12 protein-coding genes are annotated in these 13,257 nt (G+C 64.9%); 8 read left to right on the top strand and 4 right to left on the bottom strand.

The features are described from left to right. Positions 1-467: 467 nt before the first annotated feature. The 3 genes from RZ1_RS28190 to RZ1_RS28180 all read right to left on the bottom strand — a co-directional run bounded on the left by RZ1_RS28190 (position 468) and on the right by RZ1_RS28180 (position 1,627). Positions 468-854, bottom strand: a complete 387-nt coding sequence (locus tag RZ1_RS28190; protein ID WP_072816125.1) for a type II toxin-antitoxin system HicB family antitoxin — start codon at positions 852-854, stop codon at positions 468-470. Beyond that, complete coding sequence (locus tag RZ1_RS28185; RefSeq protein ID WP_072816123.1) at positions 854-1,072, bottom strand: hypothetical protein; 219 nt, start codon at positions 1,070-1,072, stop codon at positions 854-856. The genes RZ1_RS28190 and RZ1_RS28185 overlap by 1 nt, the downstream gene beginning before the upstream one ends. A 312-nt stretch (positions 1,073-1,384) precedes the next feature. After that, positions 1,385-1,627, bottom strand: coding sequence for a hypothetical protein (locus RZ1_RS28180; RefSeq protein WP_139282043.1), 243 nt, complete (start codon positions 1,625-1,627; stop codon positions 1,385-1,387). 246 nt (positions 1,628-1,873) lie between these two features. On the opposite strand from RZ1_RS28180, the gene RZ1_RS28170 reads away from it, so the two are divergent. The 3 genes from RZ1_RS28170 (at position 1,874) to RZ1_RS28160 (ending at position 6,078) form a co-directional block, all read left to right on the top strand. Next, complete coding sequence (locus RZ1_RS28170; RefSeq protein WP_072816117.1) at positions 1,874-3,493, top strand: flavin-containing monooxygenase; 1,620 nt, start codon at positions 1,874-1,876, stop codon at positions 3,491-3,493. A gap of 68 nt (positions 3,494-3,561) precedes the next feature. Next, positions 3,562-5,166 (top strand): long-chain fatty acid--CoA ligase, encoded by a 1,605-nt coding sequence (locus RZ1_RS28165; protein ID WP_218020499.1) that lies wholly within the window; start codon positions 3,562-3,564, stop codon positions 5,164-5,166. Between the two features lie 42 nt (positions 5,167-5,208). Continuing rightward, positions 5,209-6,078 carry an SMP-30/gluconolactonase/LRE family protein gene (locus RZ1_RS28160; protein ID WP_238072136.1) on the top strand — a complete coding sequence of 290 codons (870 nt, stop codon included), beginning with the start codon at positions 5,209-5,211 and terminating at the stop codon, positions 6,076-6,078. A gap of 57 nt (positions 6,079-6,135) precedes the next feature. Here RZ1_RS28160 and RZ1_RS28155 read toward each other — a convergent pair whose 3' ends face one another. Next, a complete protein-coding gene (locus RZ1_RS28155) occupies positions 6,136-7,338 on the bottom strand; it encodes an IS110 family RNA-guided transposase (RefSeq protein ID WP_072816114.1) in 1,203 nt (400 codons plus the stop codon). A 248-nt stretch (positions 7,339-7,586) separates the two neighbouring features. Here RZ1_RS28155 and RZ1_RS28150 point away from each other — a divergent pair, with 248 nt between their 5' ends. From RZ1_RS28150 to RZ1_RS28130, 5 genes are all read left to right on the top strand, one after another. Continuing rightward, entirely contained in the window at positions 7,587-8,693 is a 1,107-nt protein-coding gene (locus RZ1_RS28150) for a zinc-binding dehydrogenase (protein ID WP_072816112.1), read from the top strand. Positions 8,694-8,713: 20 nt separating this feature from the next. Next, positions 8,714-10,129: an aldehyde dehydrogenase family protein gene (locus tag RZ1_RS28145; protein WP_072816111.1), complete on the top strand. Its 1,416-nt coding sequence runs from the start codon at positions 8,714-8,716 to the stop codon at positions 10,127-10,129. Between the two features lie 109 nt (positions 10,130-10,238). Next, positions 10,239-11,015 carry an enoyl-CoA hydratase-related protein gene (locus tag RZ1_RS28140; RefSeq protein ID WP_072816109.1) on the top strand — a complete coding sequence of 259 codons (777 nt, stop codon included), beginning with the start codon at positions 10,239-10,241 and terminating at the stop codon, positions 11,013-11,015. Then, positions 11,012-12,151 carry an acyl-CoA dehydrogenase family protein gene (locus tag RZ1_RS28135; RefSeq protein ID WP_072816107.1) on the top strand — a complete coding sequence of 380 codons (1,140 nt, stop codon included), beginning with the start codon at positions 11,012-11,014 and terminating at the stop codon, positions 12,149-12,151. The genes RZ1_RS28140 and RZ1_RS28135 overlap by 4 nt, the downstream gene beginning before the upstream one ends. Beyond that, entirely contained in the window at positions 12,148-13,191 is a 1,044-nt protein-coding gene (locus tag RZ1_RS28130; RefSeq protein WP_072816105.1) for an acyl-CoA dehydrogenase family protein, read from the top strand. Before RZ1_RS28135 ends, RZ1_RS28130 begins: the two co-directional genes overlap by 4 nt. Positions 13,192-13,257: the final 66 nt, after the last annotated feature.

Here is a 13,257-nt window from a genome sequence, read left to right as displayed (position 1 = left end):
CCATCACCCGAGGCGACCTGCCCCAAGGCCAGTACAGCCTCTTCGGACTCTGCGGCCAGCTCAGCCACGGAGGCGGATGGATGTGGTCACCCGGACAACTATCAGAAAGAGTCCAGTTCGAGATCTGGGTAGGACCCCAGCCGCAGCCAGCACCTACCCTCCCGCCAATCTTCGGATCCTCATAAACCACCCCACCGAGTCAGCCCCTCAGACCAACACTGAGGGGCTGACTCAAAGCTTCTACCGAGCCACGTCGACGGGTAGCTGCCCGATGACACGTCCCCGGGATCGGCACGACCCCGCAACCGCCGACCAGCGTCCGGCCGACCGCCACAGGCGCGCGCGATCCGGGACGTCCCCACCGGTGGCCACGCAGGATTCGACCCCCTCCCCTGAAACAGCAACAGACGCACACGGCCCCCGCACCCGAAGAAGGGTGCAGGGGCCGAACAGCTGCGGTGAACGGTCTAACCGACGGCGCGGTCGAGCTGAGAAACCCGCTGCGGACTCACCCCCAACACCACAGCGGTATCCCGAACCGACAACTTCACACCATGACGCAGATGCGCCACCGCCGCACGCGACACACGCGCCGCCTCCTCCTGAGCCCGGGCCGCCGCCTCGACCTGCACACGAGCCCTGCGGACTTCCTCGAGCACAGCCGGATCGCCGAGATCGACATCGAGGTCCACCTCGACGTCCTCGGCCGGCACATCTTCGAGCAGACCCACCGCATCGGCAACCATCGCCGGGATCTGGTCGAGCCTGCGAGCCTGGGTGAACGCGCCGTCCACCTCCGGCACCTCCACGACCCACCACCCGCCGTCACGCACGGCCTTTGCCGTCACCTTCATCATTTCGCCCCTTTCGCGCCCTTGCTCGGAGCCGGGATCTCCAGCTGCTTGCGGATCTTCTTCACCAGCAGGTCCGGGATCTCGGTATGCCGGGCAACCACCGTCCGACGCCCGCCCAACACCACCTTGGTGTGGTTGCCACCTTCGGTCTCGCTGAACTCGAGGCCGTTGGCCTTGGCATAGTCCCGCAACTCCTTGAGGAGGTCCGTTCTCTTCACACTATAAGTCTATCCCCCCTTTACTTTTCAAGTAAAGGGGGGATAGACGAATTCTTGATCAGGAGATTCGACCGCGACACCACCACGAACCAACAGGCCCGGACCCCCACCCCGAATCAACCACACCACAAGCCACACCCGACCCCCCCTCCCGCATCACCGAGGTCCGCGTCCTCCAGCGTGAAATCGGCGGGCACCGTCACGCTGCATGTGGACACCTCCCACCGAACGCATCACACCCCCAGCTCCACATCTTCTTCGTCGATGGCGTCGAGGGACGCATCGAGCACCGCCAGCAACGCCGCGATCTCGCTAAATCCATTGCACTAGAACATCTCTGATGGATGATGTGCACTCCCACCTTCCCCAATCTTCAGCCGAGAACACCGATAGCGACGAGAGCGGGTCGGGATCCTGTTGGCGTTCCGTGGCGGCAAGAACGGGGTGCGGCGCACCGCGCAGCTGCTCGCCCGGGTGGCGGTGCACCCCGGCGACGACGAACGGCTGGTCGATGAGACGTTTGAACCGCTCCGCGTCGAAGGCGGCGCTTGCCATCCCCGAAGAGGCATCAGGGTGTTGCATCTCACATCAGTGTCTCGTCATGAGACAGGTAATGCGTCCGGACGAGCCGCGGGCGGGCCGCGCCCAACACGATCAGATCTCCGTGACCAGCCGAAATAGTCAGCTTCTCCTTCTGCGAGGCATCCGGCGCGGGTGTCTCGCAATGAAACGGCTCCAGTGTGTCGCAGGTCGCAATGATCGTCCTCACGGCCCCAGCGGCAAGAACGAAGGAGATTCGAAATGTCCATTGAGCAACGCGATGTACTGATCGTCGGCGCAGGATTCGCGGGTCTGTATCAGCTCGACAAACTGCGCAAGCTCGGTTACGACGTGCACGCGGTCGAGTCGGCCGGGGGTCTCGGCGGCGTCTGGTACTGGAACTGCTACCCCGGCGCCCGGGTGGACACATGGGGCCCGATGTATCAGTTCTCCGACGAGGAGCTGTGGCGTGACTGGAACTTCTCCGAGCTGTACCCGGACTGGTCCGAGGTACGGGCCTACTTCAAGCACGTCGACGAGAAGCTGAACCTGTCCAAGGACATCTCGTTCAACACCCAGGTCACCGGCGCGGAGTTCAATGAGGACACCAAGCGCTGGCTGGTGCACACCGAGAACACCGAGACCGGCGAACGCAAGGACATCTCGGCCCGCTACTTCCTGCTGTGCACCGGATTCGGTTCAAAACCGTACATTCCAGAGATCCCCGGCCTGGAGAACTTCAAGGGCGAGTGCTATCACACCGCACGCTGGCCACAGGAGGGTATCGACCTGGCAGGCAAGCGTATCGCTGTCATCGGCACCGGAGCCTCCGGTGTGCAGGTAGCTCAGGAGAGCGCCCCGGTTGCCGAGGCTCTGACCGTCTTCCAGCGGACTCCGATGATCGCACTGCCGATGCGCCAACGGAAGTTGACCGATGAGGAGAATGCGAAAGACAAAGAGACCTACCCCGAGCGAATGGCGCGGCGCAACCACCACTTCGCCGGCTTCGACTTCGATTTCCTCGACAAAGGCGCCGCCGACGTCACCCCCGAGGAGCGAGATGCCGAGTTCCAGCGGCTGTGGGATATCGGCGGCTTCGTGCCGTGGCTGGGCAACTTCAACGACCTCTTGTTCAACGAGGACAGCAACCGCGCCTTCTACAGATTCTGGCGCGATGAAACCCGCAAGCGGATCACACGCGAGGATCTCTGGGAGGATCTGGCCCCGACCGAGCCCCCGCACCCCTTCGGTGTCAAGCGTCCGTCACTCGAGCAGAATTACTTCGAGATCTACAGTCAGGACAACGTCAGCCTGGTCAACCTGCGAAACAACCCGATTGACCGTGTGACCACCAAGGGCATCGTCACAGCCGATGGTGTCGAGCACGAGTTCGACCTCATCGTGCTGGCGACCGGCTTCGACGCGGTCACCGGCGGCATCACTCAGATCGATATCCGCAATGCGCAGGGTGAATCGTTCGCCGACTCGTTCAGGGACGGTGCCCACACCGCTCTCGGCGCCGCGACCGCCGGCTTTCCGAATCTGATGTTCGTCTACGGCCCCCAGAGCCCGTCGGCCTTCTGCAACGGCCCGACCAACGCCGAGGCACAGGGTGAGTGGGTCGTCAACTTCCTCGATCACCTGATGAAGAACGATATCCAGCGGGTCGAGGCCACCCGCGAGGCCGAGCAGGTCTGGCAGCAGAAGATCGACGAGGTCTGCGAGATGGCGCTGTTCGACCGGGCCGCGTCCTGGTACATGGCCGCCAACATCCCGGGCAAGAAGGTGCAGATGCTCATGTGGCCCGCCGGCCTCCCGGCGTTCCTCGAAGAGGTCAACGCCTCCGCAGCCAACGGCTACCCGGAGTTCGTCAAGGCCTGATCTCCGATGGAGGGGAGTCACCACGGCGGCTCCCCTCCATCGAGTGTCCCCACCTCAAGGAGCTCCTCGTGCAAAGCCTGATGATGGACGTGCCGCTTCAGATCAAGACTCTGCTGTGGCGTGCGGAACGTCTCTACGGTCACAAAGAAATCATCGCCCGCACCGGCGACGCCTTCGATGCCTTCACCTTCACCGAACTCGGCCGGCGTGCTCGCAAGCTGTCGAACGTCCTTGCCGGGCTGGGCGTCACGTTCGGCGACCGCGTCGGCACTCTCGCCTGGAACACGGCCGAGCATCTCGTCGCCTACTATGCGGTCCCCTGTATGGGTGCCGTTCTGCACACCGTCAATACTCGGCTGTCCGACGATCAGATCGCGTACACCATCGCTCACGCCGGCGACACCGTGCTACTGGTCAGCAGTGACCAGCTCCCACTTCTGGCGCGTCTTACCGGTCGGCTCGCCGATGTGCGGACCGTCGTCGTCCTCGACGGCGAGGCGCCCGCCGACGTTGAACTGTGTGTACCGGTACTCGCCTACACCGACCTGATGGCCGAAGCCTCCGACGAGTACGACTACCCGGATCTGGACGAGAACACCGCAGCTTCGATGTGTTATTCATCGGGCACGACCGGCGACCCGAAGGGCGTGGTCTACAGCCACCGCAGCACCGTTTTGCACGCCCTCGGGCTGTGCACCACCGGCACCATCGGGGTGAGCGAGAAAGAGCGATACCTGCTGGTCACGCCGCTGTCACATGTGAACTCCTGGGGCATGCCCTTCGCCTGTGTTCTGCAGGGCGCCACCATCGTCCTGCCCGGCGATCACCCAGTGGGTGCGGACTATTTGAAGGTCATCGAAGACGCCGCACCCACCGTCTTCGTCGGGGCAGTCACGGTCGGTATGTTGATCCGCCGCGCACTGGAGGAGCACCCCAGCGACTATGACATCTCTTCGTTGCACACGATGTGGCTGGGCGGTCAGGCACCTCCCGTCGTCGAGATGAAATGGTGGAAACAAGCTCACGGCATCCACATCACCCAGGCATGGGGCATGACCGAGGCCTCCCCCGTGCTGACCTTTTCCGGGCTGACGTCCACCAACCAGGACCTCGACGAGGACGCCAGGTTCGAGATCTTCAGCACGCAGGGGCAGCCGCTCCCACTCGTCGAGATCAAGCTGGTCCGCGAGGACGAATCCGAAGCGCCGTGGGATGGAAAGACCCCAGGCGAGGTTCTCGTCCGGGCACCGTGGGTGATCCGTGAGTACTACAACGATCCCCGCTCTGCAGGGAGCTTCACCGACGGCTGGTTCCGCACTGGCGACATCGCGACGATGACCCAGGACGGCTATCTGACGATCGTCGACCGCGCCAAGGACCTGATCAAGAGCGGCGGCGAGTGGATCTCCTCGGTCGAGCTGGAGAACGCCCTGATCGCCCACCCGAAGGTCATAGAAGCCTCGGTGGTCGGCGCGCCGGATCCGAAATGGATCGAGCGGCCCGTCGCCTTCGTCGTCCTGTCCGACACGGTTTCCCCCGACGAACTCAAGCTGTTCCTGAAGAAGCGATTCCCCTCGTTCTGGGTTCCGGACCGCTTCGAGGTCATCACCGAGTTGCCCAAGACCAGCGTCGGGAAATTCGACAAGAAACGGCTTCGCAACGAGTACGTCTGATCGCGTTGACACCTCAACACTCATCACTACCCCCGGAGGAGAATGATGGTCACCGACCATTTCTACAGCAAGCTCAGCAGCGGCCACGGCTTTCTGGAGTCACCCCGCTTCCACAATGGCACCCTCTACCTGAGCGACTTCTTCAACGGGCGCGTCATCACGATGGACCCGACAACCGGCGCCTGGACGAAGATCGCAGATGTTCCCAACTCGCCATCCGGCCTCGGCTTCACCGACGACGGCGGGATCTTGATCGTCTCCCAGCACGACCACAAGCTGCTGCGCCGCGATCCCAATGGCACCATCACCGAGTTCGCCGATTTGTCCAAGTACTGCGGTGGCGACGCGAACGACATGCGTGTCGTGAACGGCCACTGCTACATCGGCAACTTCGGGTTTGATCTGGCCGGCGGCGCCGACCCCGAAACCACCAACCTGATCCATGTCACCCCGGATGGCACGGTGTCGGCCGAGCCGGGCGATGTTCTGTTTCCGAACGGCGCGGAACTGCTCCCGGACGGCACCACCCTACTGCTCTCGGAAACCCTCGCGCACAAGATCTCAGCATTCCAGGTGCAGCCAGACGGCAGCCTCACCGACTACCGCACCTGGGCCCAACTGCCCGAAACCCACAATCCCGACGGCATGACCGTCGACTCCGATGGCGGCGTCTGGTATGCCAATGCCCTCACCGAGGGTCCCGAGAGCGGCTTCTACCGGGTGGAGGAAGGCGGTGAGATCACCGACCGGATTCTCGTCGAGAAGGGCTGGGGCGTGGCGCTGACCTTCGGCGGCCCCGACAACGACATCCTGTTCCTGGTCAACAACGACACCACACTGCCTGACTTCGCCCAGGGCCGGTCGGCCGGCTACGTCCTCACCGCGAAAGTCGGACGCCGCGGCGCGAACTGACCGTCTCCCGCCACTCCTCATCTCGACCTCCTCCCGAAAGGACTCTCAATGATCCTGTCAAGCCGCAACCGTGGCGACCGGCGCGTCCGGTTGCCAGGTGCGGTTGTCGCGGATGAGTGCGTAGAGGACATCGACGCGACGCCGCGCCAAGCAGATCGTTGCCTGGATCGGGCGCTTACCTTCGGCCCGTTTGCGCGTGTAGTAGGCACGCGAAACAGGGTCACAACGGGCCGCAGTGAGCGCCGACATGTACATCACCCGGCGCAGACGCCTGCTGTAACGCTGCGGAGTGTGCAGGCGTCCGGTGCGTTTACCCGAATCTTTGGGTCTCGGCACCAAACCGGCCCACGCCGCGAGTCGATCGGCCGATCCGATCAGCGCCGGATCACCGACAGCCGAGAGAAATTCGGCGCCGAGACAGAACCCTATTCCAGGCAGACTCACAATCGCCTCGGCCAGAGGGTGCCGACGAAATCGAGCCTCGATCGCAGCGTCAGCGGCTCTGACTCGCACGTCGAGGTCGATCACCCCCTGCGCCAACTCGGCCACCAGTTCGGCAGCGATATCTTCGCCGGGGAGCCGCACCGTCTGCGCTTTCGCCGCAGCGACCGCGGCCTGAGCAATCGACTCCGCATTGCGCACCCCGGAGCCGGCGAGCATCGTGGCCAGCCGTGCTGCCCCCGCACGGCGGATCGCTTTGGGTCGCTGGTACCGGGTCAGCAGCACCACCCAACCCCGATCCGAGGAGATCTGCGCGACACGTTCGAGTCCGGGACACACAGCGACGAGTTGCTGACGCAGGCGGTTGATGGTGCGGGTGCGGTCGGCGACGAGATCGGCGCGGTGGCCGGTGAGCATCTGCAACTCGCGGATCAACTCGTCATCGGGATGCAACACGGGCAGGTCGGAGCGCATGCGGGACTGATCTGCGATTACCCGGGCGTCCCTGGCGTCGGTTTTGGCCTCGCCGCCGCGGTAGACCGTCGAGGCCTGCCAGACCGAACGCCCGGACAGATAGCGCACAGGTGTGCCGGCCTTCGTGAGGACGGTCAACAGCAAGGTCGCGTAGACGGTGGTCAGATCCACCGTCCACGACACCGAATCGCCGAGGGATTCGGTGTCAGTGATCACCGAGATGATTTCTTTCTCGTCGTTGGCGAATCGACGCGACAGCACGACCTCACCGGAGGCGTCGAGGACGCATATCCAGTGATGTTCCTTGCCGACATCGATTCCTGCCCACAGGTGCGAATCGGTCATCGATCTCCTCGTTTTCGCTTGTGTTCCAACCTGGCCCCGATGGACGACCCCGCCGGCATTTCCTTAAACAAGCGATCACATCGCAGATCTCAATCAGCGGTCCGAGGTGTCCAGATGGGTCGGGTGGTCAGTCCTTTCAAGCCACACCCGAAAGCCAGCAAAACCCATGCAACCTCTCCCGATCCACCCGGGTTACAGCTCAACGTAACTCTCACGAAGTAACTGCACCTACAAACTTAAGGACTCCCATGTTCACCGGTCGCATCGCCAGATTCGACGCTCCTGGCCAGCCTTTCACTCTCACCGAAGCCTCTCTCGACGGCGTCGGTCCGGGTGAGATCCTGATCAAGGTCAAGCGCACCAACATCTGCGGCTCCGACCTGCACGCCTGGCACGGGACCTTCAACACCAGGGGTCTCGGCGGCCGGCTCCCGACGGTGCTGGGCCACGAAATGGTCGGCGCCATCGCCCAGCTCGGCGAGGGCGTCACCGCCGATTCCGACGGTCACACACTGTCGGAGGACGACCGCGTGGTCTTCCCCTATTTCTTCTCCTGCCACCGCTGCTACCAGTGCCTGCGCGGGCACCGTACCGCCTGCGAAAACCTGTCCATGGCGATGCTGGGACAGGCCGACGAACCACCGTACTTCGTCGGCGGCTACGCCGACTACTTCGTCCTGCCAGCCGGCGCCGTCGTGTACCGCGTCCCCGATTCGCTGTCCGACGACCTGGCCTCCGGTGCGAATTGCGCACTCTCACAGGTCATGTACGGCTTGGAACGGGCGAATCAGACCTTCGGCGACACGGTGGTCGTGCAGGGAGCCGGCGCACTGGGCCTCTACGCGGTGGCGGTCGCCAAGGCTCGCGGTGCCTCGCTCGTCATCGCCATCGACGGGGTCGCCGAGCGGCTGGAGCTGGCGACCGCCTTCGGTGCCGACCACGTCATCGACCTCACCGAGGTTCCCGAGGCCAAGGACCGCGCCAAGCTGGTGCGGGGTTTGACCTCCGGCCGGGGCGCGGACGTCGTCGTCGAGGTCGTCGGTATCCCCGCCGCGATCAACGAGGGGCTCAACTTGCTCGGCCTCTACGGACGTTATGTCGAGATCGGCAACATCAACTTCGGTAAGACCGTCGAGTTCGACCCGTCCCGATTCGTGTTCTCCAACAAGACGATGATCGGCGTTTCGCTTTACGAGCCCGACGTCCTCTCCCGTGCGCTGCAGTTCCTCCAGGAATGGCAGGACAAGATCCCGCTGTCCCGGCTCGCCGCCGCCACCTACTCACTCGAGGAGATCAACGACGCGTTCGCCGCAGCCCAGACCAAGCGCGACGTCCGCGCCAGCATCGTGTTGTGACAGACCGGGAGAAACGAATCATGCACGCACGCAACGAGCTCTACATCGACGGTGCCTGGGTCGCCCCCGCAGAGCACGCCGGAGTCATAGAAGTGGTCAATCCGGCCACCGAGCAGGTGATCGGCCATGTCCCGCACGGGACTGCCGCCGACGTCGACCGTGCGGTCACCGCCGCCCGCCGCGCCTGGGATCCGGACGTGGATCTGGTCGAGCGGCGCCGGCGGGTCGCCTCGATCATCGAGGCGACCAAACGCCACCTGCCCGCTATCGCAGCCCTGATCACCGCGGAGATGGGCGCACCGATCCGCATCGCGGAGAGCGTCCAGACCAAGGTTCCGCTGGCCGTCGCCGAAGGCATCCTGGAAGTGCTCGATCAGCCCGAAAGGACCGAACGCATCAGCAACTCGGTGATCCTTCGCGAGCCCTACGGCGTCGTCGGTGCCATCACTCCGTGGAACTACCCGCTCTATCAGGTGATCGCCAAGCTGGTTCCCGCAGTCGCGGCGGGCTGCACGATCGTCCTCAAGCCCAGTAACGAGGCCCCGCTGTCGGTATTTGCGTTCTTTGATGCCCTGCATGAGGCAGACCTGCCGCCCGGGGTCGTCAATCTCGTCTCCGGCCCGGGCCGTGTCGTCGGCGAGGCGATCGCCGGGCACCCCGACGTCGACTTCGTCTCGTTCACCGGATCCACCGGCGCCGGCGCACGTGTGGCCGAAGTCGCGGGTGCGGCGGTCAGCAAGGTCGCCCTCGAGCTCGGCGGCAAGTCGGCCAACGTCATACTCGATGACGCCGACCTGACCGCAGCGGTGAAGGTCGGCGTCAGCAACGCCTTCCTCAACGGCGGCCAGACCTGCATGGCATGGACCCGGATGCTGGTGCCGGCCGACCGGTACGGCGAGGCCTTGGACGTCGCGGCCGCGGCTGCCGCCAAATTCACTGTCGGCGACCCCACCGATCCGTCGACCCGCCTCGGACCGTCGGCCACCGCGAGCCAGTTCGAAACGGTACGCGGCTTCATCGACCGAGCACTCGCCGCCGGTGCCCGGCCCGTCACCGGCGGCTCGGAGCGGATTCTGTCACCCGGCTACTATCTGGCGCCGACCATCCTCGCCGACGTCGACCCGATGTCCGAGATAGCCCAGGAAGAGGTCTTCGGACCCGTTCTGGTGGTTATCCCGCACACCGGTGACGACGACGCGGTGCGCATAGCGAACTGCACTCCGTACGGGCTGTCGGGGGCAGTATGGGCCGGTAGCGACGAGCGTGCCGTTTCCGTGGCGAAACGGATCCGCACGGGACAGCTCGACATCAACGGCGGCGCATACAACCCGCGCGCCCCGTTCGGGGGGTACAAGAAGTCCGGATTCGGTCGCGAACTCGGCCCGTATGGCTACGAGGAGTTCCTGCAGATCAAGTCCCTGCAGATGCCGACCTGACCGGTTGCATCCGGCGATGTGGGTCGACGCCTTCAACAGGATGTCGAACACCACCACCACGTGATCAAGCTGATCTGCTCACGCCGATCGGCCAACGAAGGATTTCACCATGACTTCCCCACTTACCATCACCAGTTCCGGTGCCGTCCAGACGTGGACGATCGACAATCAGGGCGTCGGTAATGCCATTACCGGACTGGATTTCATCGAGGCCTTCGAGCGTGCCGTCCACGAGGCCAACCGGAGTACCGAGGTGCGCGCGGTAATCCTCACCGGTGCCGGCAAGATCTTCTCATCAGGCGGCAACGTCAAGGAGATGGCTGACGCGGAGGGGATGTTCGGGCTCGACCCGCGGGCCCAGCGACGTGCCTACGTCGATTCGATCCAGCGAATTCCGCGAGCCCTCGACCGCCTGGAGGTCGCTATCATCGCTGCGGTCAACGGCCCCGCCATCGGCGCCGGCTGCGACCTGGCGATGATGTGCGACCTCCGAGTGGCGTCCGAGAAGGCATCCTTCGCCGAGAGCTTCGTACAGATCGGTCTCATTCCCGGCGACGGAGGCACCTGGTTCCTTCCACAGGCGATCGGTTATGAACGAGCGGCGCTGATGACCCTCACCGGCGAACGTATCGACGCGGCCACCGCCAAGGAGTGGAACATGATATCCACGCTGGTCCCGCACGACGACCTGCTCTCCGAGGCGATGGACATCGCCGAACGCATCGCTGAGAACCCCTCGGAATCGCTGCGGATGGCCAAGCGGCTGTTGCAGGAGTCCAGAACAAGTTCGCTCGAGACCGTGCTCGGCATGGCTGCCGCCATGCAGCCACTGGCCCACCTCGACCCCGAGCACACGGTCCGGCTGGAGAGGTGGCGGACCAAATGAGCATTCCGCCCAACGTGGGGCGCCTGGTTCCGCCCACCTCCGGTGATCCGGCCACGACCGCTGCGCTCCGCACGGAAGTCCGCGAATTCCTCGCCGACCAGCGCGCGGCCGGCCACTACACACCACGTGTTGACAGCTGGCTGTCGGCGTGGGACGAAGATTTCACCCGAGCCCTGGCCGACCGCGGCTGGCTCGGCATGACCGTGCCAAGCGACTACGGGGGCCACGATCGATCCTTCGTGGAACGATTCGTCGTGACCGAAGAACTGCTCGCCGCCGGCGCGCCGGTTGCGGCCCACTGGATTGCCGACCGGCAGATCGTCCCCTCACTGCTCAAATACGGCACTGACGAGCAGAAGGAGAAGTATCTGCCGGGCATCTCGCGCGGCGAGGTCTTCTTCGGCATCGGCATGAGCGAGCCGGACTCCGGCTCGGACCTGGTCAGCGTCCGCACCACGGGTACCCGAGTCGATGGCGGCTGGCGGATCAACGGATCGAAAGTCTGGACGTCCGGCGCGCATCAGGCCCACGCGTTCATCGTCCTGGCGCGCACCGCGCCTATGGACGCGACGAACCGCCATGCCGGTCTCAGCCAGTTCCTGGTCGATCTGGACTCGCCCGGAGTGCAGGTCCGCCCGATCATCTCGATGAGCGGCGAGCACCACTTCAACGAGGTCTTCCTCACCGATGTCCTGGTTCCCGACTCCCAGGTATTCGGCACCATCGGTCAGGGTTGGGAACAGGTCACCTCGGAGCTGAGCTTCGAGCGCAGCGGCCCCGAACGCGTGCTGTCGACCTTCCCGCTGTTGGCGGGGCTGACCGCAATGGACAACGGCCCTGAGCTGGGCCGGCTCGTGGGTCGCATCGCAGGACTGCACCAGATGTCGGCGGCCGTGGCCGGTGCACTGGAACGCCGCGAACGGGCGGACGTGGCCGCCGCGGTGGTCAAGGTGCTCGGCACCAGCACCGAAGGCGATATCGCCGAGGCCGCCGCGCTGCTGACCGGCGACGAGAGCGACGACGACTGGAAGAAGCTGGTCCACACCGGCCTGGACCAACGCCCCGGTTTCACCCTCCGGGGCGGCACCAACGAGATACTGCGCGGCGTGATCGCGCGGGGACTGGGATTGCGATGACCATAATTCCCGATGTCGAGCCCGACCTGTCGGACCTATTGCATGCGGTCTTCGCCAAGCACGCCGGCAAGCATGGCGTCGGTGGGCCGACCGCTGACAAGATCTGCGAGCTCGATACCGCACTATGGGCGGAGCTCAGCGAGCTCGGTCTGACCCGGCTCACCGGTTCCCCGGAAACGGGTGGGAGCGGGGCAGGCTGGCTGGAGGCCGCTGAGCTGCTGTCGGCCGCCGCAGCCGCGGGCGTCCGAATCCCTGTCGCCGAACATGACCTGCTCGCCGGCGCTCTGCTGGAGGAGGCGGGCCTGCCGGCCGATGAGAAGCTCCGCACCGTTGCCATCCTCGATCCCTCGGGCATGGCGGCGGCCGTGCCGTGGGCCTCGGCCGCCGAGTCGATCCTCGCTGTGTGGCACGCCGGTGACCAGCGGTTTATCGCCGACGTACCCGCATCGTCGTTCAACATCATGTCCGGTACCAACCTGATCGGGGAACCGCGCGATCGGGTGCAGATCGACCTCGACACGATGTCGGGCACACCGATCACCGACGACGCGGTGGAGCGATATCTACTCAAGGGAGCGCTCACCCGCGCCATCATGGTGTCGTCGGCACTGGACCATGCGCTGGCGCTGTCTTGCGAGCATGTCACGGCCCGCACGCAGTTCGGTCGCCCATTGGCCCGGTTCCAGGCGGTGCAGCACCTGATCGCCGACGCGGCAGCCGAGTGCGCGCTGGCTCGCGCCGCCACTGAGGCGGCGCTGGCTGCCGCGATCCGCAGCGACGACTGGTCCGGCCGCGACCTGCCCTTCCGCATCGCCGTCGCGCGCTCCTGTGTCGGCCACGCCGCGACCACGGTCGTACGCAACGCCCACCAGGTCCACGGCGCCATCGGCACCACGAACGAGCACTCCCTACACCGGTATACCCGAGCCGCATTGGCGTGGCGGGCCGAGTTCGGTTCGGTCACCTACTGGGACCGCCGCCTCGCCGCTATCGCCGGCGCCGCCGGCCCGGAAAACCTCTGGCCCCTGATCGCGGACTGACCATGCCGCCTGGGCACGTTCGCGGATGTCGCCCGAAACAATTGGGCTGTCTAGATGTAGTTCCCA

This window comes from Rhodococcus zopfii NBRC 100606 = JCM 9919 (assembly GCF_001895025.1).
GTDB classification, from domain to species: domain Bacteria; phylum Actinomycetota; class Actinomycetes; order Mycobacteriales; family Mycobacteriaceae; genus Rhodococcus; species Rhodococcus zopfii.
The sequence above is the reverse complement of the archived record's forward strand: the minus strand, read 5'-3'. Positions and strand labels throughout refer to the sequence as shown.